Here is a 26602-nt window from a genome sequence, read left to right on the forward strand (position 1 = left end):
AGCAGGCGCCGGGCGGCGACCGGTTGCGCGCCGGCAGGGCGCGCCCGTGCTTCCCCGGGCCGGCGACGGTGTCGAGCGCGGACGGAACCGCCGCGCCCCGCATTCCCCTGGCGGTCACCGTCGTCGGTACCGGGATCACGGGCGCCACGAACCCGGCCTGATCGGCGAGAGGGGCCCCTAGAGCAGCAGTTCCACCACGTGGACGTCGCCGTGGATCACGACGGTGAGGAAGCGGTCGGCCAGCGACAGGAAGTCGGCGGGCTCGGGCAGCCGGAAGGACAGCACCGGGTCGTCGGGACGGGTCAGGTCCCAGACCCGGGCGAGGCCGTCGGCCCGCGTGGCGACGGCGTGCGGCCGGCCGCCCAGCGTGCCGGTGACGATGTCGGTCACGGGTGACGACTGACGGAGCGTCCGCTGGAGCGTTCCGGAGGCGAGGTCCCAGAGGTGGATTCTGCCGTCCTCGGTGCCGGCGACCACGAGGCCCGTCGCGGTGCAGGAGACGGCGAGAACCCGGGACGCATGCCTCTGCTCCCGGAGGAGCTGATCGTCCGTCACGTCCTGCACGAACAGTGTCCGCCCCGCGGCGACGACGGCGAGGGCACGGCCGTCCACCACGGCGCATGCCACGTCCACGGGTTCGTCCCACCCGTGTTGCCCGGAAGTCGCCGCGTCGTGCGAGGTGACAGGCCAGCGGACGAACTCCCCGCCACCCAGCGCCACGACGACATGGGGCCGCTGCCCCGCAACGGGGACACCGGCGGCGAGTTCCCACGGACGGCTGGCGACGGACGTGCTCCGAGTCGCTCCGCCGCGCAGGTGCAGCACGTCGATCCGCCCGTTCTCCCTGCCGACGACGGCGTGCGGGAGCGTGTCGAGGACCACGCAGGTAACGGAGGCCACGGGCGAGTCGCCGTGGGCACGTACCAGCCTCTCCCCGTCGGACAGGATCCTGATGTCGGTGTTCCCGTCGCGGTCTCCGGTGACGAGGACCGGTCGGGAGTACGAGACGGCCGAGTCGGCGGCCGTCACCGACCCACCGACCGCCGCCCACACCGGGCGCCACCCGCGGTCCGCCGCCAGCGCACGGGCGAGTTCCCGGTCGCCTTGCCGCAGCGCCGCGAAGGCGAGCAGGTCCCGTCGGACGAGGATCGACTCGCCCGCGAGCCGGCTCAGGGTGCTCAGGTAGACCTGGGCGATCTCGGTCTCGGTCCCGGATTCGGCGAGCGCCCGAGCGAGGACCGAGGGCACCGCCGCCACGACGTAGTCGATGTCGTCGAGCAGCTCCTCCAGCACCCCGCCCGCAGCCGCGTGTGCCGCGAGATGCCTGCGAAGGTACGGGGCGGCCGAGCGCCATTCACGGCCGGGGCCCGCGCCTTGCAGCGGCACCAGGGCGCGCAGGGCCCTGGTGATCACGGCCTGGTCCTCGGTACGGGAGCCGCTGTCGAGCAGCGCGGCGGCGAGGGAGGGGTGCGGGAGCCGGAACACGGTCGTACCGCCGCCCGAAGCGTCATAGCCGGCGGCCTCCGTCAACAGCCCGTCCGCCAGTCCGCGAAGCCGCGCGATGTCCTCCGTGGCGTACTGCCCGCCCGTCAGCGCCGCGGTCATCGCGAGCCAGACCGGAGCGGGCACGCCATCCCCTTCCGCGTACGCAAGGCCCTGGAGCAGGTGCAGCGCCGTGGGCACGTCGTCGGGGCCGAAACGCCGGACGAAGGCGTTGACCGCGGAACCGATCTCCGCCTCGCTGAAACCGCGGAACGGGCCTGTCCCGGACGCCCGTCCGGACCGGACGCGCTGGGCCAGGAGCCGGGCCATGACGTGCGACTGCCCGGAGTGCGCCTCGATCGCGGCGGCGACCTCGTCGATCCGGTCGGCCTCGTCGTGGATGCCGGCTGCCAGGCAGCGCGCGTAGGCGTCCATCGGCAGACGGTATTCGGGGCTGTCGAGGTCGATGATCTCGACGTCCTCGGGCAGGTCGCCCTGCGGCTCGTCGGCCGTGGCCACGACGCGGACGTGGGGCAGTCGAGCCAATGCGTTGATCGCGGCGGCGGCCGCCCGACGCCGGTCGCCGTCCTCCGGCTGGTCCACCAGGAGCACCATGGGATCCAGCGCGCCCTCGGCCAGCCCGGTCACGTCCTCAAGGCCGACATAGCGCAGATCGGTCGGCGGCAGTATGTGCTCGGGCAGGAGGTCGCGATCGGGGCAGTCCGGACGGGCCAGCAGGGACAAGGTGTTCAGGAGCGTGCTCTTGCCGGAACCGCGGGAGCCGACGACCAGGATCATCCTCCCGTCGTCCGCGCGCAGCCGTCCGGAGAGGGCCGCGAGGGCCGCCCTGTTGGTGATCGCGGTCGAGCCGGGCGAGAGGCTCGGCGCGTAGAACGGGTTGGGGAAGAAGGGCGCCGGGGTGCCGAAGGGCCGGTTGGCGGCGAGGGTGAGCTCCCGATGGGTCCCGCCCGCGGCAAGCCGCTTCCGCACGTTCTCGACCACGTCCTTCACGCCGATGAAGCGCGTGCCCGGCCCGGCTTCGAGCCTGTCCAGGACCTCGCCGAACGCCCGCGCGAAACCGCCCCCCTCCGGGGTTTCGTCACTGATCGGCATCGTCACCGCCCAGACTGCGGTCGACGAGGCGTCCACGGCGTCGAAGACCCCCTGCAAGGGGGCGTCGAGCCCCTCTCGGTGGGAGACGGCGTCCATCAGGAACAGCAGGTTCCCCGGGCCTCCCCTCAGCAGCCCCGCGCACGCCACGTCGACCGGCAGTGCGGTCGCCGGGTCCTGCCGGTCGAAGTCCGCCGCCAGCATGCTCATACGGCCGTCCCGCGGATCGCCGTGCCCCGCGTAGTAGACGACGACCGCATCGTCGGAGCCGAGTCCGGCCTGTGCCGCCCACGTGCCGATCCCCGCTCTGATAGCCGAGGCGGTCGGGCTGTCGCCAAGCTCCTCCAGCACGTGTTCGTATCCGATGGCCTCGAACACGTCTCTGATCAGCCGGACGTCATGCGGCACCCCGGGCAGGTCACCGCCGCTCCCGTAGCGCGACACCCCGATCGTGATCAGGAACCTGCGCCCGTCCCGTACCGGCGTAGGCTCCGTCGCCGGCTCCGCCCGCGGTCCCACCCCGCTCGGCAGCGGCCGCGCCGCCTCCCGGCGTGGCGCGCGCCCGCGCCCCTGCCTGCGGCTGACCAGGCGGTACACCTCCGCCCAGTGCCGGGCGCCGACCGGGAGCGTCAGGGGGCCGTCGGGTGCCGCGACGGCCGCGGTGAAGCGTGCGCCGAAGCCGGGGGCATGGCGGTCGACGTACGCGGAGACCGCGGACAGCACCTCGTCGGCCTCGTCGCGGCGCAGCGTGGCCAGGAGTCGTTCGCGGACCCCGGGGGCGAAGTCGTACGCGCGGTCCAGCGGGCCGTCCGTGCGTGCGCCCCGCCCCACCCGGTGCAGCAGGCCGCTGTAGACGATCTCGGCGAGGTCCGAGGGCGGGCTCGCGGGCAGCAGGGCCGACTGGACGGTGCGCATCACGGCGAGGTTGAGCGGCGCGGCGGCCAGACAGGCGGCGAGACGGAAGACGTCCGGGTGCGCGCGGGCCCTGAACTCTTCGAATCCGGCCCGGGGTTCGGGTGTCTCGGGTGCTCGCACGGCCCGATGCCCTCCCCCCGGCACCAGGACCGCCGCGCTGTCGAAGCAGCCCGGTGCCGCGATCGCCCGCGCCCAGGGCGCGAGCCATTCGGGGGTGAGGCCGAGGACGGGCACGGGAACCGGCGGCGGCTCGGGACGGCCCGGCGGCTGCGGTCCCCTCGCCGGGTGGTATCCGTCGGGTGGCGGTGGTGGCGTGGCAGTCAGCCGGTAACCGTCGTACACCAGACGGGCGTTGGGGCTGCCGGACTCGGTGGTGCGGAAGCGGCCGGGTTCGGGGGCGAGGGCGGTCTGGTCCCAGACGCGCTCGGGGAGGGTCTGGAGGATCGCTGTGGGGCCGCACCTGGCCCAGGTGCGCAGGGGGTCCAGCAGGGCGCTCGTGCGCCAGGCGGGGGCGACACCGTCGGTGAGGACCAGGGTCAGGGTGCGCCCGTTGGGGTCCGTGGCGGAGGCCGGCGAGCGCAGCAGGCGTACGGGCGTCGTGGGGCCGGTGCCGAGGCCGGCCGTGCCGTCGCCGCGGGCCAGGAGGTGGTGCAGGCGCACGTCGCGGAAGGCTCCGAGCCGGAACAGGAGGGCGCGCAGGTCGTGCCCCACGTGTTCCCAGAACACGGCGCCCGTTTCATAGGCGTCGATGACCAGGGACACGTCCAGCCAGCGGGCGGCGGTGGGAACGAGCACCGGCAGCCAGTGGCGGTGGTCGGCGATCCGGCCGGCGGTGGCATCCTCGTCGAGCACCGTGCGCACCGTGGAGGGAATGGGGCGTCTCAACGGCCGTAGGGCACGGGCGAGTTCGCGCAGCTGCGGCAAGGTCGCGGGACCGGAGACCCGGACGGGGGCGGCTTGCCCGGTCGCTGCGGATTCGCTCCTCCCGTCCCCGTCCCCGCCCCCGTCACCGTCGCCCGCCCCGCCGTCCGCCGTCGGCTCCTGGGCGCCGGGCAGGTAGAGCCTGGTGGGCGCGCGAGCCGCCTCCGCTTCGACGGGCGGCTCGGCGGCAGGGTCCTCGCGCGGCCGGTCCCCCTCCGGCCGGGCCCGGCCGGCCGCACCCGGCTGAGGTGACGAGACCGGCTCCTCCGCCTGCGGCAACGCCCGGGCGAGCCAGAGGAGTTCCGCGACCTCGCGCGCCGTCGGCGATGAGCCGCCCCCCTCGTCGAGGGCGCCCAGCAGCGAGGCCAGCCGCTCGATCACGACTCCGCCGGGACCGTCACGTTGAGGTGCTGGAAGACCAGCTCGGTGAGGCGGTCGAGGTCGGGTGCGCCGTCGCGGGCAGTGCGGCTCATCAGGTAGACGGCGTTGAGGAGTTGGTCCGTGGCGAGCTCGCCCGAGGCCGCGTGGCGCAGGAACCGTTCGATGACCTCGTCGGCGTCCTCGGCCGCGGTGGGCAGGTGGGCGCGGACGATGGCGCGCAGCCGCTCGTCGTCGTCGACCGCCGGCAGGTGCAGGCGGACGCAGCGCCGCAGGAAGGCGGGCGGGAATTCGCGCTCGCCGTTGCTGGTGAGGACGGTGAACGGGAACGTGTGGCAGTGGACCGTGCCCCGTACGACGGTGACGGGGGCACCGTCGTCGGCGGGCCGGACGCGCACCTCCGGCTGGAGGTCGGCGGAGCGGGACAGTTCGGGGATCTCGAACGCGCCTTCCTCGAACACGTCGAGAAGGTCGTTGGGCAGGTCGATGTCGCTCTTGTCGATCTCGTCTACCAGCAGGACGCGGGGCAGCGCGTACGGTGCGAGCGCGGTGCCCAGCGGGCCGAGGCGTACGTAGCGGCCGAGGTCGACGGCCTTCTGCGTGTCGCCCCGCTCCCGGGCGACGCCCGCCTCTTCGAGCCGGCCGAGCGAGTCGTACCGGTAGAGCCCGTCGCGTAGCCCGGTCTTGCTGTTCACGGGCCAGCGCAGCACCCGGCCCAGCCTCAACTCCCGGGCCACGGCGTAGGCGAGGGTGGATTTGCCGACCCCGGGGTCACCGGTCACGAGGAGCGGCCTGCGCAGGTACAAGGCGGTGTTGACGGCCTCCACCGTGCGCTCGTCGGCCCGGTAGGAGTCGTCGGCGGGCAGGCGGCGTCCGCCGTCGTCGCCGAGGTCGCGGTCGAACGGGGTGAGCCGCACGTCGGCGCGGGTGAAGTCCCGCCAGGGAGGCGGTGGGGGGAGGTGGTCGACTCCGTCGTGCGGTTCGCTCGCACCGCGGTAGATGCGCCACGCGCTCATCAGGGACTTCCTTCCTCGGCCGGCGCCAGTGGCACACGGGGGATCCGCCGCCGGGGATCGTCCCACAGCAGCACGATGTCGTCTCCGATGTGGCCGCCCTCGTGCTGCGGCAGCTGCGCCTCCAGGCGCAACTGGCGTACCCGTTCGGGCAGTTCGTCACGGGCGGTGGTGTCCAGGTGGGTGCGGGCGGCGGCGAGGAACGCCCCGCCCGGGCAGGACCGCCGGCCGGGCACCTGGCAGGAGGGGCCACCGGCGCGTTCGCAGGCGACGCTGTCGCGGTGCCACATCATCATGGGTACGCCGGAGGCCACCGCCACCCGGTACGCGTCGGAGACCGGCCCGTTCCGCGGCGACCCCGCGAGGGCCAGCGCCGCCAGCGTCGGGTCGAGTTCGAAGGAGGCGCCCAGGGCCGCCCGGTGCTGGTCGTCGCGGCCGCAGACGCAGACGAGCGCCTCGCCGACCGTCCGGCCGTCGAGCTGCTCCCAGCGCCTCTCCACCGCGGCCTGCAGGGAGGGGAGCTCGTGCCGCTCCAGCGGGCGTACCACCACGCTCTGCTTGTGGCCGAGGCAGGCCCAGTCGAACGGGGGCGGCAGCGGCAGCTGCGGAAAGCCCTCGTCGAGGGCCTCCTTCGGCAGGATCAGTTCGATCAGACCGGGTACCGCCACCCCGCCCATGGCCTCGACCTGCTCGGGCAACAGCCCCGCCAGGTGCTCGATCGCCTGCCGTAACGGCATGGCGTCGGACTCGGGCCCGGCCGGCGTGATGTCACGCGCCGAGCGGAAGCGCCACACCATGACGTGGTACAGCCTCCGGTCCCGCATCGAGTGCCGGATCCGTCCGATGACCGAGGGCCGGTCTCCCCCGGCCCCCGCACCGCCGGCGGCTTCGGCCCCCGCCCCCGCGCCGGCACCGGCCTGCCCGGCAGCGACGCCGTCCATCCCCTGCCCGCCGCTCTCCAGCCGCTGCACGGCCTCGTCCCCGAGCAGCAGCCGGCCCGCGATGATCAGGACCTGGTAGCGCAGCCACCGGGCCGTGTCGCCGCAATCCCGCCAGCGCTCGCCGCCCTGCGTCGCTTCCTTCACCCGGTCGGCGACGAAGGCGAGTTCGTAGGGAAGGACTCCCGGGTCCGGCTCCATCAGTGCCGCCAGGTCGGTGAACACATCGCGGTGGTCGACGATCGGGGGCACCGGACGTGGCCGGCAGCCCTCGGGCGCCGCGGCGGTGAACGCGGCCGTGTGCGCGCCCGGCCGGTCCCGCGGAGGCAGAGCGGCCAGCGCTCCCAGCAGCCGCCGCACCTCACCGGGACCGAGTACCGCCGTCGCCCCCTCGTCCTCGTCCTCGCCCCCGCGAACGGTACCGCCGCCTGTGACCAGGTCGGACCGTCGCGCCCAGCGGTCGTCGGCGGCGTGGAAGACGTCGTGCGCCCGTATCAACTCCCGGTACACGTCCGCGTCGAGAAGACGCAGCGCGGCCACCGGGGTGCCGAGGCCACCGAGGTCGGAGTCCTTGCGACGGGTCGCCTTGACCACTGCGCAGACGCCCCCGGAGCGGTGGCTGAGCACGGGTCCGCCGGAGAGTCCGTGGTTCACCTCGCCGTCCCTGAGCTCCACCATCGGCCCGCCCTGGAACACCTGACAGCCGCCGGCGCGCAGCGGCGTCGAGCGTTCGGCCGCCACGCCGGTCTCGTACACGTCCGAGTACCCCGCCGCGGTGAGCTCCGTCCCCGACGGCAAGGGCATCGCGTCGAGCCAGACGCACGGATGACCCGCGGGCGGGTCGCGCAGCTCCACCACCGCGAGATCCGGGTACGGCCACAGCTCGCCCCGCGACCGGTTGCCCCTGGGGGCCGGTGAGGCGGCCCGGATCACTCCTTCGTACGTGCCGCCGTCGCACACCACCTCCACGACGGCTCCCCGCTCGGCTCCGGCGACATGGGCGCAGGTGACGACGAGTCCGGGCGCGACGAAGAACCCGGTGCCCCTGGTCGCTCCGGTGACGTGGACGCGGCAGCGCTCCAGGTGCGCCTGGAGATGCGACAGCGCGGTCGACTTCTTCACTGCGTCGTGGGGCTCACTCTCGCGTGCGGCTCACGCCGCGCCGTTCCAGGTCAGCGTGACCGTGAAGGCCGCCTTCCCGCTGCCGCCGACGACGGCCGCCATGACCCCCTCCGAGCCGACCGCGAGCTCCAGGCCGAACTCGACGCTCACCTCGTCCGGCCGCGCCGACGCGACGGCGTCGCGCACGTTCGTCGCCACCACCTGGAGCGACTCCTGGAAGCCGTGCAGCTTCTCGGTCAGCCGTTCCCCGAGGCCCGAGTCGCTCGGCCCGTCCTCTTCGGCGACGGTGGCCCACAGGACCTGACCGTCCGGCATCTCCAGCTGAACGAGCTGCGACGACATGGAGGTTCCCCCCTCGACTCCCCGGTACGACCTTTCCCATCGTAGGCGTCAGGGTCCGGCCGAGGGTGCTGATCTCGACAACCCGCGTGCGAGGGCGGCCGTCGGTGCGGTCTCCCCCGCACGGGGCCGGGCTGAGAGCCCGGCCCCGGCCTCCCCGTGGGGAGCGTGACGGGGTCAGTGGCGCTCGGGCAGGTCGCGCTCGGCGGGCAGGGAGGTGAGGTCACGGGCCGTGGGGGCTTCCGCGGCGCGCGAGGACGGTGCGGCGGACCTGGCCGGGGCCGGCTTCTTGCCGCAGAAGGCGGCCTCGAGGGTGCCGCCCAGTGCGGTGTTGGCGGCGCCGTGGTTGGAGGTGTTCGCCACGGCGGACAGGCTGCGCCGGCCGTCGCGGGTCGAGAAGGCGTACGTGTAGAAGCCCTGCACCGTGCCGGTGTGGCCGTACACCTGGGTCCCGCAGGACAGGTCGTAGCGGCGCAGACCGAGCCCGTAGAAGCGGGTGTTGGTGGTGTCCGTCGGCGTCACCGTGGTCATGGCGTCCAGCATCGCCGGGGACAGCAGCCGGCCGCGCATGAGCGCGCTGGTGAAGGTGTTCAGGTCGGCGGGGCTGGAGATGAAGGCCCCCGCGGACTGCGCCCAGGACACGGTCTGCTCGGTGGAGTCCACGAGCGGCGCGCCTTCCTCGTCCGGGTGCAGATAGCCGCGTACGTGCAGCCCCTTGATGCGCGTGTCGGGGTGGACGTACGAGGTCTTGCGCAGCCCGAGCGGCTTGATGATGCGGCGCTCGTAGGCGTCGCTCACCGGTCGGCCGGTGAGCTTCTCGATGAGCATGCCGACGACCACGAAGTTGGCGTTCGAGTACTTGTACGACACGCCGGGCTCGGTGGTCCGGGGCTCGGCGAGGGAGAGGTCGACGAGCTCCTGGTAGCTGAACACCCGGTTCCGTACGGCTTCGAAGCCCGGGACGGTCTGGTTGAACATCGCGTCCGTGTAGTCGGCCAACCCGCTGCGGTGGGTGAGCAGATGGCGGACCGTGATCCGGTCGTCGGGCAGCAGGCCGGGCAGGTAGCGGTTGACGGGCTGGTCGAGCTCCAGCTTGCCCTCCTCCACCAGCTGGAGCAGCACGACGGCGGAGAAGCTCTTGCTGACGCTGCCGATCCGGAACCGCGCCTGCGTGTCCATGGGCGCACCCGACACGCGGTCGCGGACCCCGACGGTCCGGCTCTTCACCCCGTCGGGTCCCGAGTACCGCGCCATCGCCCCGGGCGCCCCGTTGGCCATCGCGGCGTCGAGCGCGGCGACCACACCGGCCATGTCGGGCGCGGGGGTGGTGGGCTTGGTGGGGGCGGTGTGGCCGGCGGGGACGGCGGGGGCGGCGGGGGCGGCGGACGCGCTGCCGAGCGGCGCGAGGCCCCCGGCCAGCGCGGCGATCAGGGTGGCGGTCAGGGCCAGGCGACGGTGCTGCGACAAGGGCACGTTGTCCTCGGTTTCTTGCTCGACTCGATCGGCACGGCGCACCGCGGTGGTCGGCCGCGGGGCTCCATGGATCATGAGTGCAGAGCTCCGGGAACGGTTCCTGACACGCGGCAGAGGTTCCGGACGATCTGGCTCCGGTCTGGCGGGCCGGTGGGAGGCGGCGCGGGGGGGCAGGGAGCGCTTCGTTGCGCAAGGCGGCCTGGCAGCGCGGCGCCGACCGGTGGCCGGCCGGGCCCTGCGCCCGCAGCTCGGCCGCTCTACGCCCGGGCGCCGTCCCCCGGCCTCGCCCGAACCGCCGCACGGCGTGCTGCCGTCGCCGCGCCACGGGCGCGCTTCAGTTCGGCGCGCGCCTCGCTCTCGGCCGCCCGCGCCCGCCGCTGTTCCGCGCGGGCCTCGTGCAGCTGCCGCTCCACCTCGGTCACGTGCCCGGCCGCGAGCCGTACGCGCGCCTGGGCGTCCTCGTGCGCCTCCTCCGCCGCGGCGAGCTCGGCCTCGCGACTACGGGCTTCGGCCTCGGCCTTCGCAGCGGCCCGTTCGGCCTCAGCGGCCCGCTCGGCCTCCCCCGCCTTGCTCGCCTTGCTCGCCTCCCCCGCCCTGCTCGCCTTCCCCGACTTCTCGTCGTCCCCCGCAGGCACCGCCCTCGCCGCCGGCCGCTCGGGCAGCGTGTCCGGGGCCACCGCCTCGAAGCCGACCGTCGCGTCGGGGGTCTTCACTAGCCGGCCGGCCGACCACTGGGCGCCGACCTCGCGATCGGCGATCGCCGCGCGCAGGATCTGCTCGACCTCGTGCACCACGCCGTCGCTGACGGGCTGCCAGGCGCGCCGGGCGAGTCCGGCCGCGTCCCGGGCGAGGGCGGCGATCAGCTGGTTCTGGCGGTGGCTCGCCTCGCGGAGCCGGTCCGCGGCGAGGGTGCGGTGCGCCTCGCGGAGGGTCTCGCCGAGGGCGAGGAGACGTTCCGCCTCCTCCGGTCGTTCGCGGGCCAGGAGGTTCGCCGTCCAGGCGGCGACGGTCGGCCGGCGCAGCGCGGCGATCGCCCTCGCGGCGGCGGGGTCCTTCGCCTGGCGCGCCTCGGCCACGTACGCGTCCCTGGCCGCCACGAAATCGCCCGGCCGCAGCCCGTACAGCTCGTGCGCGATCTTCTCGGTGTCCACCCGTCCACTGTGGCCCACCGCACCGCCGGAATCTGGTACCCGCCGCCACCGCCACGCCCAGGAGGAGCAGGGCGACGCCGCGGCAGCCCCAAGGCCGGACCCTCGGCACCGCGGGGGCCCGGCCTCCGGTCGCTCCGTCGGTCGGCCGCCCGTCAGACGCGGTCGGCCGCGATCAGCACGTACTGGAAGGAGCCGTCCTTGTACGAGTTGATGAACGCCTCCTCGATCCCGGTGACCAGCGACGACGTGGCACGCAGCTCCCAGTACGGCAGGGTCGCCGGGGTCAGGTCGATGACCGCCTGGGGTACGAGGCGGTTGTCGGCCATCGCGCGCAGGTACTCCCGGCGGGAGTGGATGTTGCACTCGAAGTGCGCGTTGATCTGGGAGACCCACTTCGAGGGCTGGCCGTAACGCGGGTTCCAGCAGCCGGTGATGGTCACGTAGCGGCCGCCGACCGAGAGCACCCGGGAGTGCTCGGCGAACAGGTCGTGCAGGTCGACGTACATGCTCGACTCGTTGTTCCAGGAGGCCGCGGCCTGCCCGGTCTCGAACGGCATGTCGAGCATGTTGCAGACCCGGGCGTGGACGTGGTCGTCGATGCCCAGTTCCTGGGCCCTGCGGTTGGCGAAGTCGGCCTGCTTGGCCGAGAGCGTCACGCCCTCGACCTTGCAGCCGAACCGCTGGTGGGCCATGACCATCGAACCGCCGCGGCCGCAGCCGGCGTCCACGAGCGTGTCGTCGCGCCCGACGGAGCCGAGGTTCTCCAGGAGGATCTCGGTCTGCGCCGACTCCAGGCGGTGCAGCTCGGCGATCAGCTTCTTCTCGTACTCGCTGTCGCTCTCGTCCCCGAGGGCCGCGTGGTCGACGTCGCCGATGCCGTAGTGGTGGTGGTACAGGCCGTCGACGTCGCCGAGGCGCAGGTTCACGGGCCTGGCCTCGGCGTTCCAGTAGCGGGCGATGTCACCCTGGTACGGGGTCGCCGGGGCGGGAACGAAGGCGGAGGAGGCGGCGGTGTCGACGGTGGTGTAATCGGTGCTCGTCATCGAAAAATCCATTTCTTACCAGAAATCGGGCAGGCTGTAGCGATAGGTATTGGTCTGGTGCCAGTAGTGGTTGCCGTCGACCCACACGGCCACGCCCCGCAGGAAGCGCAGCACGTTGGGGGCGGGGCAGGCGGCGGCCAGCTCGGCGGCCTCGGCCTCGAAGGTGTGCATCAGGTCGTTGTGGACCTCGACGGCCTTCAGGTAGGCGTCCCGCTCGGAGAGGCCCTCGCGTTCGGCGAGCACCACGGGCAGGTTCAAGTGCTTCCCGGGGAGGGCGAGTTCCTTGGTGTACGAGTACAGGTCGTTGACGATCGTCGTCGCGTTGCTCGCCAGCGCGATGACCCGCTGCATCGCGGGCTGGGCGTGCAGGTCGACCGGGAGCTCGTAGCCGCCGACGGTGTCGGTGATGGTGGGGCAGGGGCGGAAGTTGTTGAACTGGCGCATCGCCAGGTACTCCCACACCTCGGGTACGTAGTCGGTCTCGGCCCAGGCGGCCTCGGCGAGGTACCCCATGTGCAGCCGGGCCATGTCGTGCCGGAACCTGTCGGCCTGGGAGGGCGTGGACAGTTGGAGGAAGTACTCCATGGCGGAGCGGTAGGAGCGGCGCGGGGCGTCCGCGTGGAGCGACTCGGCCCACTGCGGCGCGTACTCCTTCGGCGCGTGGAGCGGGTCGAGCGCGGTGTGCGCGAGCAGCAGCCGTCCGCCGAGACCGATGGGCGAGCCACCGTGGTCCTCGCAGTAGCAGTCGTCCACCGCGTTCTCGGCCACCATCAGGCGCGTGGCGATCATCAGGTGGTCGACGGACGGGGCGTCCGGGTGGCAGGCGACCATGTAGCGCCCGACGGAGAAGCCGTCGAACTCCCCCTCCCACTCCTCGGGATACAGCTCGACCTCGTCGAGCGCCCACGCCTTGATCCTGCGGCTGACCTCGTCCACCCGGCCCGGGTCGGGCTCCGGAATCGGGTGGTGGTAGAGACCGGGGATCGGCTTCCCCTCGGCGGCCGCCGCCGTCCCCTCGGGGACGGGCACGTGCTCGCGCCGGGCCAGGGACAGCCCTGCCGTGCCGAGCCCGGTGGGCCCGAGCAGGATCCGTTCCACGCCGGGGTTCGCCCGTACGGGCTGCTCCACGGGTACGGAGGTGGGCGCGGCCCCTGGCGACAGGAGTGGGGCGGAGGGCGGGCCGGGCAGGGACGGCGGGGTGGGAGGGGACGGCGGCCCGGGCAGAACCGACGCGGCTGACGGGGCGTCCGCCGCCCGGGCCGGGACTCCGGCCCCGAAGTGGGCCGCGGCGCCGGGCAGGCTCGACTGCAGAGGGGAAGGCCCGGGATCGGGCATCCGAAGCTCCTTGCTGGGGTGGGTGGTTCGTGCCGGATTCCGGGCACGCTCGCCCGGCCCGGGAGGGGGTCCGGGCTGCGGTGACCGTCGGGGTCGTCGCCCCCTGGGGCGCGTCCGGCCCTGGTCCGCCGGACACGTGGTCCGCCGGACACGCCTCAGTCGCGCCGGCGGGCGATCTGCACGTTCTCCATCACGCCGAGCGCGTCGGGCACGAGAATGGCGGCGGAGTAGTAGGTGGTGACCAGGTAGGACATGATCGCCTGCTCGTTGATGCCCATGAAGCGCACCGACAGCCCCGGCTCGTACTCCTCGGGCAGGCCGGTCTGGCGCAGACCGATGACGCCCTGGTTGTCCTCGCCCGTGCGCATGGCGATGATCGAGCTGGTCTGTTCCTTGCTGATGGGGATCTTGTTGCAGGGCAGGATCGGAACGCCGCGCCAGGCCGGGACCGACTGTCCGCCGAGGTCGACGTGGTCCGGGTAGAGCCCGCGGGCGTTGAACTCGCGCCCGATCGCCGCGATGGTCTTCGGGTGGGCGAGGAAGAGTTTGGTGCCGCGCCGGCGGCAGAGCAGCTCGTCCATGTCGTCCGGGGTGGGCGGGCCGGAGTGGGTCTGGATCCGCTGCTTGAAGGCGGCGTTGTGGAGCAGACCGAACTCCCGGTTGTTGATCAGCTCGTGCTCCTGGCGCTCGCGCAGCGCCTCGATGGTGAGCCTGAGCTGCTCCTCGGTCTGGTTCATCGGCCCGTTGTAGAGGTCGGCGACCCTGGTGTGGACGCGCAGGACCGTCTGGGCCACGGAGAGCTCGTACTCGCGCGGTTTGAGCTCGTAGTCCACGAAGGCGCCCGGCAGTTCGTACTCGCCGACGTGGCCGGCCGACATCGCGATCTCGGCTTCGCCGTGACGGTTCTGCCGCTGCTGGGGCAGCGAGCTGAACTGCTCGATGTGGGTCTGGAGGCTCGGCGCCGCGGACAGCACGGAGGCGAAGTCGGCGCGGGAGAGGGTGAGCAGGGTGCCTGCGGTCTCGGCGGTGGCGGTGTAGTCCCACCTGGCATCGGCGTCCAGGAGGGCGTTCTCGCCGAAGTGGTCGCCGTCGGCGAGCACGGCGACCGCGACGGCGTCCCCGTACTTGCCCAGGGAGGTCTGGTTGATCCGGCCGTGGGCGATCAGGTGGATGTGGTCGGAGGGCGTGTCACGCTGGACGAGCACCTCGCCGGCGCTGAAGTCGCGCTGGACGCACCGGCCGGCGATCGCGGTGAGCACCTCCTCGTCCTCGAAGCCCCGCAGCAGGGCGAGTTCGCCGAGCTCGCGGGGAATCACCCGGACGTTTGCACCGTCCTGCACGAACTCGATGCGTCCGTCGCCGACGGTGTAGCTCAGCCGGCGGTTCACCCGATAGGCGCCACCCTTGGTCTCCACCCAGGGGAGCATCCGCAGCAGCCACCGGGAGGTGATCTCCTGCATCTGCGGTGCGGACTTGGTCGTGGTGGCGAGGTTACGGGCAGCCGCGGTGCTCAGACTGGACTGTTGGGTCGGTTCCAGCTGGGCGTCCGGGCTGGTGTCGACGGTCATGGGGCGAGCTCTCCTTCGCAGGGGCGGTCATTGGCACACATCTGCGCACCAACCGGTGAAAGAGGAAAAAGCGGGCCAATATCTGGGAATCCGTCCAGATCCCGAGGAACAGTAACGCCCGGTAAGCTCGGCTCGCCCGGCGAGTCGGAGGGCATTACCTCGAAGCGGTGATCTTGCCCTGAGGGGGTTTACCCGATGGCCGACCACATTCGAGCCATCCTCGTCTTGGCGACTCACACCACGATATGACTGCCCATCAGGCACATGCCCAGGGAACGGGCACCGCGCCACCGGGGCCCCGCCCAGGGCCACGGTGGCGCGATCCGGCCAGGCACCGGTGCCGCGTCAGTTCAGCTCGGCGGCCCGGGCGGGCGAGTCGTCGAGGAAGCCGCCCGACTGGTGCTGCCACAGCTTCGCGTAGGCGCCCTCCGCGGCCAGCAGTTGTCGGTGCGTGCCCTGTTCGACGATGCGCCCCCGGTCGAGGACGACGAGCCGGTCCATGGTGGCGACCGTGCTCAGGCGGTGGGCCACCACGAGCGCGGTCCGGCCCGCCATGAGGCGCCAGAGGGCGTCCTGGACGAGGACCTCGCTCTCGGAGTCCAGGGCGCTGGTCGCCTCGTCGAGCAGGAGGATCGGTGCGTCGCGGAGGATCGCCCGGGCGAGCGCGACCCGCTGGCGCTGTCCGCCGGACAGCTTCACACCGCGCTCGCCCACCATCGTGTCGAAGCCGTCGGGGAGCGCGTCGGCGAACTCGGTCACGTGCGCCGCCTCCGCCGCGCGGCGGATGTCGGCGTCTGCGGCGTCCGGCCGGGCGAAGGCGATGTTGTCCCGCAGCGTGCGGTGGAACATCGCCGGGTCCTGCGGCACGTAAGCGATCAGGCTGCGCAGTTCGGCCTGCCGCAGCCTGCTGATGTCCTGCCCTCCGATCAGGATCCGGCCGTCGTCGATGTCGGTCATGCGCAGCAGCAGGCGGGTGAGCGTGGTCTTGCCGCCGCCGGACCGGCCGACGAAACCGATCTTCGCCCCGCTGGGTACGGCCAGGTCGAGGCCCTCGAAGAGCGGCTTGGCGCCCGCGTGGGCGAAGGTCACCTTCTCGAAGCGCACGTCGGCCGACCCGGGTCTCAGCGGTTCCGGAGACGGCGGGTCGAGCACGGTCGGCGGGTCGAGGAGCAGTTCGGTGAACTGGGCCGCCTCGGTCATCGAGCTTTCCAGGCGGCGGTAGATCTGGTTGAACTCGAACATGATCCGTGTCGCACTGGCGTAGTACGTGAAGGCGACGATGACCGCCTCCACGCCGTGCTCGCCCGCGCCGAGCGACAGCGCGAGCACCAGGCCGAGGACGTTGGTCAGTACGGACATGGGCGCGACCAGCGTGTCGATGCGCAGGTTCCCGTAGTCCCACGAACGCAGGGTCAGCCGGCGCGACTCCGCGACGCGTGAGCGGTGCTCGGCGGCCTCCCGCTTCTCGGCGGCGAAGGAGCGGACCGTGTCCATGTTCATCAGGGTGTCGGCGACATGCCCCGACACCCGGGCGATCGCCTGCTCGCGCTGGGCGACGAGCACCTGCCGGCGCCGGATCAGGGGGATCACGCACAGCGCCGTGAGCGCGATGAGCAGGAGGAGCCCGGCCACGAGGAGCGGGTCGTACTGCCACAGCACGACCGACGCGAACAGCAGCGGTACGAAGCTGCCCATGACCGAGAAGGTCAGGGTGTCGACGAACTCCTCGAAGCGGGACGCGAAGCTCAGCACCCGCTTGGTGAGGGATCCGGCGAAGTTGTCGTGGAAGAACGCGGCGTCCTTGGCGAACAGCTCGTCCATGCCGACCACGTACAGGTGCTCGATGCCGCGGGCGTCGAGGCGGTTCAGGCAGTGCAGTCCGACGCGCCACAGCGTCTCCGCGAGCAGCAGGACACCGGCGAAGCCGAGGACGTAGGGGAGTATCGGCCCGATGGCCGCCGCCGCGCCGTCGCCACCGGAGATCCGGCCGACGAGCTTGGCCACGATCAGCGGCGCGATGTAGTTGATTCCGATGTTGCCCAGCGCGGGCAGCAGCATGGCCGGCACGGCGAGCCACCGCAGCCGGGCCAGCTCCCCTCCGTAACAGCGGAGTGCGAGGAGTACGGAGCCCCTGCTCGGCACTCCGTCACCTGATTCAGACATTCCCATCCCAACCCTGTGTTGTCGCACCAGTAGGTGAGAAATCGGAGTGTCCCGCAGGGGCGACCGCTCAGTCCACGTGTTTTCCGTGGCCCTCCGCCCTGTTCCAGCGCATCCGGGACCACGGGAGGGCCAACTCGCTCTGGTCGGCCACGTCACGAGGGGCGAGCTCCGCGAGGGGGGCGGCCTCCCGGTGCCGGGCGAAGACGGTGTCGACGTAACGGTGGCCGGTGTCGGCGGCGATGAAGAGGACCGTCCGCCCGGGGGCGCGCCGCTGCTCGTGACGGGCGGCGAGGTAGCCGGCCCCGGTCGACAGGCCCGCGAAGACCGCGTGCCGGCGGAGCAGGTCGACGCTGCCGGCCAGCGCCGCTTCGAAGGAGATCCAGTGCAGGGTGTCGTACAGCTCGTGGGAGACGTTCCCGAAGGGGATGGAGCTGCCGATCCCGGCGATGATGATCTCGGGATCGAAGACGTGCTCCGCGCCGAAGGTGACGCTGCCGTACGGCTGGACGCCGACGAGTTCGACGTCGGCCCGGCCGTCGCCCGACGCGCGCAGGTAGCGGGCCAGGGCGCCGGTCGATGCGCCCGATCCGACGCCGCCGACGACGGTGAGGCCGGTCGGGCCGTCCGTCGCGTCGCGGATCCGGGTGGCGATCGCGCGGTAGCCGAGGTAGTGGATGTCGTCGTGGTACTGCCGCATCCAGTGGTACTCGGGGTGCTCTGCCAGGATCTCGTGGATCCGCTCCACCCGCCGCTTCTGGTCCAGCTTGAGATCGCTGCACGGTTCCATCTGCTCCAACGTCGCCCCGAGCACGGCCAGTTGGGTGCGGAGTGTGTGGTCGACCGTCGTCGATCCGACGATGTGGCACCGCATGCCGTGCCGGTGACAGGCCAGGGCGAGGGCGTACGCGTAGATGCCGCTGGAGCTGTCGAGCAGCGTGTCCCCGCGCCGTACGGCCCCGGTGTCGAGCAGGTGGCGTACCGCCGCGAGGGCGGAGACCGCCTTCATCGTCTCAAAGCGCAGGCAGACGAGCCGGTCGTCGAGGCGTATCAGGTCCGGCCGGCCGATCGCCTCCGCGATGTGCTGGTCCATTCAGGAGCTCCTTGCTGGTGGTGAAGGTCGTGAAGGTCCGGGTGGCGGGGATTCCGTGGGCGTCCAGGGCGCGCAGGCAGCTGCGCAGGCGGTGCCGCAGGCCCGGTGCGGCGGGGTCGAACAGCACCCCCGCGACCGCGCCGCTGTGCGCGATCTGCACACCGGCCGCCCCGACCCGCCGGGCGACGGCGGTCAGTGCGTCGAACTCCGGGTGCAGCAGGGCCTGTTGTCCGTGCCGTGCGCTGGCGGTGGCGACCTCGCCGAGGAGCCGGGCGTCGCCGGTGGCCACCGCCCGGCGCAGCAGCGCACGCAGCCGCTCGAAGTCTCTGATGTCGGCGTCGGACGGCTCCGGTACGGGCAGGCCGAGGGTGTCCACGGGCGCGCCGCCGCCGAGCGCGCAGCCCACCACGACCAGGGGCGGCAGGGCCGGGCCGAGGACCTCCAGGACCCGGCCCTCCCGCTGGGCGAACAGCACCGGGCGGCCGTCCAGCATCAGCGGATCGCAGGCCAGTTCCGCCCGGACGGCGAGCCGGGCGACCGTCTCGGGGGCGAGGCTCAGCCCGTACGAGGCGGCGACCGCGCGCACGGTGGCGATCACGTCGCTCGTGGAGCTGCCCATGCCCAGGCCCACCGGGATGTCCCCGGCGAGCCGCAACTGCCCACCGCAGGGCGGCAGTCCGGTCCGCCGCGCGCACTCCTCGACCGCGAGGAGTGCGGCGTGCGCGGCCTTCGTGCGGTCGGCGGGGGCGACCGTGAGCGCATCGGGGGCCGTGCCGGGACGGCGGACGAACCGGGCCTGGCTGCCGGGCCCGGCCATCGGGAGGGTGACCAGAGCGGCGCACCGGCGTCCGCCGGGGTCGAGGAAGACGCCCTGGAGGATCTCGCCGTGGTGGCAGGGGGCGTGGCCGGTGCCGGTGGGGATCACGCGCGGCTCGCCGTCCGGTAGCGGTACAGCGTCGTCTCCTCGGCGCTGAACTGGGAGAAGGGGAACGGCTCCGCCGACAGCGCCGTCACGCCCGCCCCGAGGAAGGCGCGGGCCACGGCGCTGCCGGTCTGCGCGTAGACGATCAGCGGGACGCCCCGGGACCGGCAGCGCTCCAGGATCGTGTCGAAGGAGCCGTTGCTCAGGGTCATTCCGGTGGCGACGACGGCTTCGGCGCGGTCGAGCACCTCGTGCATGTCGGCGGTGACCGGGTCGCCCCACTGGGTGGCCGTGAGGTTGAGGTCGCAGGGCAGCGGTTCGCCGCCGCGCTCTCGGATCGCGGCGACCAGCGGGTTGACGACGCCGATCAGGCCGACCTCGGCGCCTTCGGTGATGTCGAGCAGACCGGCGATGGCCGCGTCGCGGGCCTTCGCCCGGACCTCCGGGGTGCCGGCGGGAAGGGTGACCGGCTCGGCTTCGCCGGCACCTGCGGCCACGCGGTGGGGGCGCGTCTCGGAGAGGTACGCGTCGAGGGCGGCGATCCGCAGCGGGCGCGGGGCCTCGCGCAGCAGGACGTCGAGCGGCGTGCCGGAGGAGTCGCGGCAGATCGAGGGGTCGATCTCGCCGGCCTCGAAGGCGCAGCCGCCGAAGGAACCGCCCAGGCGGACCAGGACGTACTGGTTGAGGTAGGTGGTGTCGCCGCCGGCCAGGCGGGTGCCGTGGTGGATCCAGAACACGCTGGTCGCGACGAGTTCGGAGGGCAGCGGGCCGTGATCACCCGCGAGGACGGACGCGACGAGCGCGTCGACGGTCGGTGCGAGGCCGGGGGCGGGGGTGAGGGTCGAGGTGGGGGTGGGGGTGGGGGTGGGGGTGGTCAGGTTCATGGGGTTCGTTCCTCTTCACAGAGCGGGTTCGGAGATCGGTGCCACGGCGGTGAGCGGCCCCCGATAGGCGACGGCCGGGTGTCCCAGCGCGTCGGTGGTGAGTTCGGCGTCCACCCCGAAGACCGCGGCGAGACGTTCCGCCGTCAGGACGGCGGCCGGGGTGCCGGAGGCGATCAGGCGGCCGTGGTGGAGGAGCAGCAGCCGGTCGCAGTACCGGGCGGCGAGCGACAGGTCGTGCAGCGCGACCAGGACCGTCCGGTCGGTGCCGGTCAGCAGCTCCATCAGTTCCAGCTGGTGTCTGACGTCGAGGTGGTTGGTGGGCTCGTCGAGCAGCAGCGCGTGCGGCTGCTGCGCCAGCGCGCGGGCGATGTGGGCGCGCTGCCGCTCGCCGCCCGACAGCGCCTTCCAGGGCCGGCCGGCCAGCGCCGTGAGCCCGACCCGTTCCAGCGCGGCGGCGACCACCGCCCGGTCGGTGGCGTCCGGTCCGCGCCAGCGGTCCCGGAACGGGGTCCGCCCCAGTCCGACGACGTCGACGACCCGCAGATCGCTGTCCGCTCCCGAATCCTGTGCGACGAAGGCGACGTGGCGGGCGATCCGGCGCTCGCTCCAGTCCCGTACGGACGCGCCGTCGTACCGGACCGTGCCCGAGTCGGGGGCCCGCAGCCCGGCCAGGCAACGCAGCAGCGAGGACTTGCCCGAGCCGTTGGGTCCGAGCAGGCCGACCGTCTCGCCGGGTGCGATGTCCACGCCGACCCCGCGTACGACCGGAGTGCCCGCCACCGACCAGCTCAGGTCCTCGACGGTGATCCTCACAGCTCACCCCGCTTGCGCAGCACGAGGAGGAAGAGCGGCACACCGAGCAGCGCGGTGATCACGCCCACCGGAACCTCGCGTGGTGCGAAGGCGATCCGCGCCAGCGCGTCCGTCCACACCAGGAACACCGCGCCCACGAGTGCCGCGTAGGGCAACAGCACCCGGTGCAGCGGCCCGACGAGGAACCGCACCCCGTGGGGGACGATCAGCCCGACGAAACCGATGGCCCCGACCGTCGCCACCGCCACGGCCGTCAGCACGGCGGTGACCACGAGCAGCAGCAGCCGCGTGTGTCGTACGCCGATCCCGAGGGAGGCGGCGGTGTCCGTGCCGAACGCGAGCCCGTCGAGGGCGTTGGAGCACAGCCACGCGGCGGCCAGCCCCAGCGGGGTGACGATCGCGCAGACCACGACGGTGTTCCAGCGGGCCGGCGCCATCGAGCCGAGCAGCCAGTGGGTGACGGCCCGGGTGGTGTCCGCGTCCGCCGAGGCCATCAGGACGAGCGAGGTCAGCGCGGTGAAGAGCTGGCCGACGACCACGCCGGTGAGGACGATACGGACCGAGTCGAGCCCGCTGCGCCGCAGCAGGAGCAGCAGGAGCCCGAAGGAGAGCAGCGCGCCCGCGAGGGCGCCGCCGGTGACCCCGAGCGCGCCGGCGCCGACGCCGAGGACGACGACGGTCACGGCTCCGGTCGACGCGCCCGAGGAGACGCCGAGCAGGTACGGGTCGGCGAGCGCGTTGCGGGTGACCGCCTGGAGCACCGCGCCGCACACGGCGAGCGAGGCGCCCACGAGCGCGGCCATCAGGGCGCGCGGCAGGCGCAGGTCCCAGACGAGGGAGTCCAGCAGCGGGGGCAAGGGCTCGACGTCCAGGCCGAGATGGGCGCCGAGGACGCGGGCCAGGTCCGGCCAGCCCACGTCGGCTGCGCCGATGCGCACGGCGGCGGCCACGGAGCCCGCCAGGGCGCAGACGGCGAGGAGCGCCCGGGCGCCCTGGGCGATCACCGGGAGGCCGCCGGTCCGGCCGTATCCCGCGGGGGGAGCGGTCGCCCCCCGGGTGTCCGCTTCAGCGGGCATAGCCGAGGTCCTTCATCCCCTGGGCCAGCAGCCCGAGGGCGTGTACGGAGCGCACGGAGGGGTCCAGTTCGATGCCCGGCACTTCGAGGATCCTGTGGTTCCGGACCGCGGCCAGCTGGGAGATCACCGGGTGCCGGCCGAGCTCGGCGCGCTTCTCGGCGGCGCTGTCGCCCGGCCGGCCGCGCTCGGACAGGTCGCCGATGACGATGAAGTCCGGGTCGCGCTCGGCGACTTCCTCCCAGGTGACCTCCGGCCAGTCCTCGTCGACGTCGTCGAAGGCGTTCTTCGCGCCGACGATCCGGCTCATCTCGCTGGGCAGGCCGGCCTTCCCCGCCACGTACGGCATGCCGTTGAAGACGGAGTAGAGGTAGACGACGGTCGGCCGGTCGGCGCCCCGGGGGACCCTGGAGGCGGTCTCCCCCGCCTTGGCGACCGCGGCGCGCTGGTCGGCGGCCAGCCTGCCGGCCCGCTCCTCGGCACCGAAGACTCTTCCGAGGTTCTCGTAGTCGGAGAAGAGCAGCTCGAAGGGGGTCCTGCCGGGCGGGTTCCGCCGCGGGCAGTCCACGGCGCTGACGAAGGTGGGGACCTTGAGGGCGTCCAGTTCCTCGCGGGTGCCGGCCCGGTCCTTGGTGAAGAGGTCCGTGGATCCCGCCACGACGAAGTCGGGGGCGGCGGCGCGCAGTTGCTCGCCGGTGGCGATCTTCGGGGCGATCACCGGGACGGTGGCGTACGCGGCCTGGTAGGCGGCGGGGATCTTCGTCTTGAGGTTGGCCGTTCCGGCCAACCGGTCCTCGAGTCCGAGTTCGAGGAGGGTCTCGGTCGAGGTCTGGTCCAGGGCTACGGCCCTGGTCGGCGGCGTGGCGAAGGTCACCTGGCGGCCGCAGCTGGTGACGGAGGCCGCCGGTGCGGTGGCGGTCGGTGCGGTCGCGGTCGGTGCCGGGTCCGCCGCTGCGGAACAGCCGGCGGTGGCGAGGGCGAGGGTCAGGGCGATGCCGAGGCGGGCGGGGTGGCGCATGGGAGCTCCGGTCCGGGAGGGAGGCAGGGGTGGGCCTTGTCGTGCACGGGGCAGGGCGGCCGCGTTCGAAGGGTACTGTAATGACAATCATTTTCATTAACGACTCCGGGGTGCGCTTCGCCGAACCGCATCCCGTCCCCAAGGAGCAGCCACACCGTGACCACCACTCCCGCGCCGACGGCGCACAAGTCCGCCGCCCCGCCCCCGCGTTGGGTCCTCCGTGACGCCGCGTTCCTCCGCCTGTGGGCGGGCACCACCGCCTCCGGGCTCGCGACCTGGGCCCTGCCCTTCGTCCTCGGCCTCGCCGTACTCCACCGCGACCTCGGCCCCGCCGGGCTCGGTCTGGTCCTCGCGGCCCGTACCGCCGGATTCCTCGCCGCGGTCGCCGTCGGCGGCGTGCTGGCCGACCGGCACTCCCGGCGCGCGGTCGTCCTGTGGTCCGCCCTCGCGGCAGCGGTCGCGGCGCCGCTCCTGGCCGCCGGCCTCGGCCGCTCGCTCGTGCTGATGACGGCGGCCGCCGCGCTCGCCGGCGCCGGACAGGGTGCCTGCCGCCCGGCGTTCCAGGCGCTCACGGCCGAGACGGTCGCCCCCGAGCAGCGTCAGCAGGCCAACGCGGCCGTGACCATGGCGGTACGAAGCTCCACACTGGCCGGCCCGGCCCTGACGGCGCTCCTGGCCGCGTTCCTGGACACTGCGACGCTGCTGCTCGGCATCGCCCTGCTCTGGCTGGTCGCCGCACTCGTCCCCGGCAAGGGCGGCGCCGCCGCACGCACGACGGCAACGGCGGCGGCAACGGACTCCGCATCGACCGCGGACTCCTCATCGACCGGGCCCGCCCCGCGCGCCGGCTTCCGCGCCGAGTTCCTGGACGGCATACGCGAAGCCCGCCGCCATCCCTGGTTCCTGGCCGGACTCGCCGCCCTCGTCGCCGTCATCGCGCTCGGCTACTCCGCGACGAGCGTCGCCCTTCCCCTGATCAGCCGGGACCGCTACGGGACGGAGTGGGTGCTGGCCGCGGCGATGACCGCGTACACCGTGGGCGCGCTCGGCGGGGCGCTGGTGATCGCCCGATGGCGGCCCCGCTCCCAGGGCTGGGCCGCCTTCGCGGGGCTCGCCGCGTACGGTGTCGCGCCGCTGAGCCTGATGCTGCCGGTGCCGCCGGTGGTGGTCGTCGCCGCGTACGCCGTCGCGGGGATCGGCATCGAACTCTTCAACGTGCCCTGGTTCACGGCCACCCAGCGCGAGGTCGCGCCGGACAGGCTGGCCCGCGTCTCGTCGCTCGACTTCCTCGTCTCGTACGGCCTGGCACCCGTCGGCCTGGCCCTGATCGCGCCCGCGATCGACGCCTTCGGCGTCACGGCCGTCCTCGGCGCGTGCGCCGCCGCCTGCTTCCTCGTACCGGCGGCAGCGGCGCTGGTGCCCACGGCCCGTCACTTCGGCCGTACGGCACCACCGGCGACGGACTGACGCCGGCCAGACCAGGGCCGGTCACCCGTTAGGGAGTGGTCCGCACCGGGAAGCTGAAGGTGCGGCCCTTCTCCTTGAGCCACGGCAGCACCTGCTCCAGGGCCGCGACCGACTGGCTGCGGTCACCGCCGCCGTCGTGGAAGAGGATCGTCGGCCCGTTGGACAGCTCGCTCTTGACCGTGTGGACGATCGCGGCCGTACCCGGCTGCTCGAAGTCCTTCGTGTCGACGTTCCAGCCCAGCGGCCGCATCCCCGCCGCCGCGGCGATCCGCCGGCTGTCCGGGGTGAACGCTCCGCCCGGCGCGCGGTAGTACTCGACCTTCGCGCCCCCGGCCGCGTCCTCGATCATCTTCTTGCCGTCGAGGATCTGCTGCTTCTGGTAGGCGACGGGCTTCTTGTCCATCGTGGTGTCATGGGAGGTGGTGTGGTCGCAGAGCCGGTGCCCCTCCGCGACGACCCGCTTGACCAGGTCCGGGTACTCCTTCGCCCGCGGCCCGACCATGCAGAACACGGCCTTGACGTCGTTCTCTTTGAGGATCTCCAGCATCTTGGGCGTCCACCGCGGGTCGGGCCCGTCGTCGATCGTGATGTTCACGGCCGACCCGCCCGCCTCGGCGGCATGCGCGATGCTCTCGGGCACCTTCACCGGCGGCACCTTGGCCGGCTCCTCGGCCTGCTGCGCCGGAGTGCGCTTCTGCTGCTCGACGCCCGCCTTGGCGGCGGCCTCGCCGTCCGTCAGCGCCGAGGCCCCCCACGCCGCCAGACTGAGTCCGACCGCCGAAGCCACGACGGCTATGTGCGCGGTGTACTTGCCCTTCAGCCGCATGGAATGCCCACTCCCCATAAGTTCTTGACCGTCTCCCAGATGAGAGGACGGTTAACGCGGCGGGAAGGTTCCACCCAATTCGGCGCCCATCACGGGTCCTCTCACCTGGGAAGAGCCGCATCATGTCGTGTCGGTTGAAGCGGCCGCCGGGCAGCTCGTACGACTCGTGCCGGAGCCCGGCGAAATGTCGAGGAGATCCCGGAACTCCCTTGCCCGGCGAGGACTTGGGTCCCGCCGGCGGTGTCGAACCATGACCGGGTCGTCAGCCCGCCCAGCGCCCGGAGAAGAAGGTCACCGCCACGACGACGGACAGCGGCACGGACACGCACAGGTAGAGCGTCATGAGGCGCGGACGGCGCAGGGTCCACAGCGCGAGTGCGGTCCACAACGGCCACCACAGGAGGGTGGCGCGGGGGATGGACATGTACCAGTAGGACGTCCCGAGGGCCCACAGCGTGAGCGCGATGTAGCAGGCCTCGGGCCAGCGCCGCGTGCGTACGAGCAGCACGACCAGGGCGAGGCCCACGACCATGCCCGCCAGCTCGGCCTGCCACATGACGGCGTACGGCGTGGTCTGGGTGTGGCCGAAGGCGGCCTCCCAGGTCGTGTTCCAGGCCTCCCAGGGGGCGTGGAAGTCGCGGTACCAGCCCCGCTCCTGGGCGTGTTTCCACGCCATCCAGTCGCCGGTCCGAGCGCGCAGGTACCAGCTGTAGACCAGCGGCGGCAGCGCGGGCAGGGCGAGCCAGGGCAGCCGGCGCCGGTCCCCGCGCTCGCGGGCGGTCAGGACGAAGTGGACGGCGAGGGCGGCGGCGAGGAAGAGACCGCTGACGCGTACGGTGGTGGCGCAGGCGGTCAGGAGCGCGGCGACCGGCCAGTCGCGGCGCATCGCGGCCAGCCAGGCGGGAAGGGCGAAGGCGAGGAAGAGCGCCTCGGTGTAGCCGACGGCCAGGAAGACCGCGCACGGCGAGAGCAGCATGAGCAGCACGGTCCGTCGGCCGCCCTCCGCGTGCCCCAGGCGGAGCCGGGCGATACGGGCCAGGGCCACGACGGCGACGGCACCGGCGACGAGCGAGATGAGCAGGCCCGCGGCGGTCCAGTCCGGCATCACGGTGTGGACGGCGCGCAGCACGAGGGGGAAGCCGGGGAAGAAGGCCTCCCTGTTGTCCCACGGCTGCGGCCACGCGCCGGAATCGGCGGGGAAGTAGCCGTCGCGGGCTATGTGCAGGTAGTGGTTCCAGTCCCACCGCTCGAAGACGGCGAGGACGGGCCCGGCGTCGTGGGTCCGGGGGTCGGCGGGGAAGAGCCAGCGGGTGCAGTAGGCCGCGAGGAGAACCGCGAGCCGGGTGCAGAGGTACAGCCACAGGACGTCGCGGTCGGCGCCGTTCAGGCGGAGGCGACGGAGCGGGGTGGCGGGTGCGGCGGAGGGGGTGGCGGAGGGTGCGGCGATGGGGCCGGGGGCGCGGGACTCGGATGACACGGCGTCACGCGTGTCGTGGGATATGAAGGGCATCTGAGACTTTCCGGGCGTAGCGAGGGCGTGCGGGATCACATCGGGGGC

The 26602-nt window shown here is 73.0% G+C and carries 19 protein-coding genes; 1 reads left to right on the forward strand and 18 read right to left on the reverse strand.

Translation table 11 applies throughout. The features are described 5' to 3' along the window. Window positions 1-177 precede the first annotated feature (177 nt). From ACIGEZ_RS23905 to ACIGEZ_RS23980, 16 genes are all read right to left on the reverse strand, one after another. Window positions 178-4809 (reverse strand): SAV_2336 N-terminal domain-related protein, encoded by a 4632-nt coding sequence (locus tag ACIGEZ_RS23905; RefSeq protein ID WP_399834289.1) that lies wholly within the window; start codon window positions 4807-4809, stop codon window positions 178-180. Further along, window positions 4806-5822 (reverse strand): AAA family ATPase, encoded by a 1017-nt coding sequence (locus ACIGEZ_RS23910; protein ID WP_399834291.1) that lies wholly within the window; start codon window positions 5820-5822, stop codon window positions 4806-4808. The genes ACIGEZ_RS23905 and ACIGEZ_RS23910 overlap by 4 nt, the downstream gene beginning before the upstream one ends. Then, window positions 5822-7879 carry a trypsin-like peptidase domain-containing protein gene (locus ACIGEZ_RS23915; protein WP_399834293.1) on the reverse strand — a complete coding sequence of 686 codons (2058 nt, stop codon included), beginning with the start codon at window positions 7877-7879 and terminating at the stop codon, window positions 5822-5824. Before ACIGEZ_RS23915 ends, ACIGEZ_RS23910 begins: the two co-directional genes overlap by 1 nt. A gap of 30 nt (window positions 7880-7909) precedes the next feature. Next, window positions 7910-8221: a CU044_2847 family protein gene (locus ACIGEZ_RS23920; protein ID WP_399834295.1), complete on the reverse strand. Its 312-nt coding sequence runs from the start codon at window positions 8219-8221 to the stop codon at window positions 7910-7912. A 174-nt stretch (window positions 8222-8395) separates the two neighbouring features. Next, the gene (locus ACIGEZ_RS23925) at window positions 8396-9691 is read right to left on the reverse strand and encodes a serine hydrolase domain-containing protein (RefSeq protein ID WP_399834297.1); all 1296 of its coding nucleotides are present in this window, start codon (window positions 9689-9691) and stop codon (window positions 8396-8398) included. A gap of 257 nt (window positions 9692-9948) precedes the next feature. Beyond that, on the reverse strand, window positions 9949-10842 hold the full coding sequence (locus tag ACIGEZ_RS23930) for a hypothetical protein (protein ID WP_399834299.1): 894 nt from the start codon (window positions 10840-10842) through the stop codon (window positions 9949-9951). Window positions 10843-10994: 152 nt separating this feature from the next. Further along, window positions 10995-11885: a geranyl diphosphate 2-C-methyltransferase gene (locus tag ACIGEZ_RS23935; protein ID WP_399834301.1), complete on the reverse strand. Its 891-nt coding sequence runs from the start codon at window positions 11883-11885 to the stop codon at window positions 10995-10997. Window positions 11886-11900: 15 nt separating this feature from the next. Further along, window positions 11901-13220 carry a family 2 encapsulin nanocompartment cargo protein terpene cyclase gene (locus ACIGEZ_RS23940; RefSeq protein WP_399834303.1) on the reverse strand — a complete coding sequence of 440 codons (1320 nt, stop codon included), beginning with the start codon at window positions 13218-13220 and terminating at the stop codon, window positions 11901-11903. A gap of 155 nt (window positions 13221-13375) precedes the next feature. Beyond that, entirely contained in the window at window positions 13376-14788 is a 1413-nt protein-coding gene (locus ACIGEZ_RS23945) for a family 2B encapsulin nanocompartment shell protein (RefSeq protein ID WP_399834305.1), read from the reverse strand. A gap of 345 nt (window positions 14789-15133) precedes the next feature. Beyond that, window positions 15134-16951 carry an ABC transporter ATP-binding protein gene (locus tag ACIGEZ_RS23950; protein WP_399834308.1) on the reverse strand — a complete coding sequence of 606 codons (1818 nt, stop codon included), beginning with the start codon at window positions 16949-16951 and terminating at the stop codon, window positions 15134-15136. A gap of 67 nt (window positions 16952-17018) precedes the next feature. Next, a complete protein-coding gene (locus ACIGEZ_RS23955; protein WP_399834310.1) occupies window positions 17019-18041 on the reverse strand; it encodes a pyridoxal-phosphate dependent enzyme in 1023 nt (340 codons plus the stop codon). Then, the gene (locus ACIGEZ_RS23960; RefSeq protein ID WP_399834312.1) at window positions 17962-18966 is read right to left on the reverse strand and encodes a GHMP kinase; all 1005 of its coding nucleotides are present in this window, start codon (window positions 18964-18966) and stop codon (window positions 17962-17964) included. Before ACIGEZ_RS23960 ends, ACIGEZ_RS23955 begins: the two co-directional genes overlap by 80 nt. Next, entirely contained in the window at window positions 18963-19847 is an 885-nt protein-coding gene (locus tag ACIGEZ_RS23965) for a Rossmann-like domain-containing protein (protein ID WP_399834314.1), read from the reverse strand. The genes ACIGEZ_RS23960 and ACIGEZ_RS23965 overlap by 4 nt, the downstream gene beginning before the upstream one ends. A gap of 15 nt (window positions 19848-19862) precedes the next feature. Further along, window positions 19863-20660 carry an ABC transporter ATP-binding protein gene (locus ACIGEZ_RS23970; protein WP_399834316.1) on the reverse strand — a complete coding sequence of 266 codons (798 nt, stop codon included), beginning with the start codon at window positions 20658-20660 and terminating at the stop codon, window positions 19863-19865. Next, the gene (locus ACIGEZ_RS23975; RefSeq protein WP_399834318.1) at window positions 20657-21736 is read right to left on the reverse strand and encodes a FecCD family ABC transporter permease; all 1080 of its coding nucleotides are present in this window, start codon (window positions 21734-21736) and stop codon (window positions 20657-20659) included. The genes ACIGEZ_RS23970 and ACIGEZ_RS23975 overlap by 4 nt, the downstream gene beginning before the upstream one ends. Next, window positions 21726-22751 carry an ABC transporter substrate-binding protein gene (locus tag ACIGEZ_RS23980; RefSeq protein WP_399834319.1) on the reverse strand — a complete coding sequence of 342 codons (1026 nt, stop codon included), beginning with the start codon at window positions 22749-22751 and terminating at the stop codon, window positions 21726-21728. The genes ACIGEZ_RS23975 and ACIGEZ_RS23980 overlap by 11 nt, the downstream gene beginning before the upstream one ends. 156 nt (window positions 22752-22907) lie before the next feature. Here ACIGEZ_RS23980 and ACIGEZ_RS23985 point away from each other — a divergent pair, with 156 nt between their 5' ends. Further along, window positions 22908-24218: an MFS transporter gene (locus ACIGEZ_RS23985; RefSeq protein WP_399834321.1), complete on the forward strand. Its 1311-nt coding sequence runs from the start codon at window positions 22908-22910 to the stop codon at window positions 24216-24218. Window positions 24219-24246: 28 nt separating this feature from the next. Here ACIGEZ_RS23985 and ACIGEZ_RS23990 read toward each other — a convergent pair whose 3' ends face one another. Together ACIGEZ_RS23990 and ACIGEZ_RS23995 are read right to left on the reverse strand one after the other, a co-directional pair. Next, the gene (locus tag ACIGEZ_RS23990) at window positions 24247-25044 is read right to left on the reverse strand and encodes a polysaccharide deacetylase family protein (RefSeq protein ID WP_399834323.1); all 798 of its coding nucleotides are present in this window, start codon (window positions 25042-25044) and stop codon (window positions 24247-24249) included. Between the two features lie 262 nt (window positions 25045-25306). Beyond that, on the reverse strand, window positions 25307-26554 hold the full coding sequence (locus ACIGEZ_RS23995; RefSeq protein ID WP_399834325.1) for a mannosyltransferase family protein: 1248 nt from the start codon (window positions 26552-26554) through the stop codon (window positions 25307-25309). Window positions 26555-26602 lie beyond the last annotated feature (48 nt).

The organism is Streptomyces sp. NPDC085481 (assembly GCF_044541845.1).
Classification (GTDB): Bacteria; Actinomycetota; Actinomycetes; order Streptomycetales; family Streptomycetaceae; genus Streptomyces.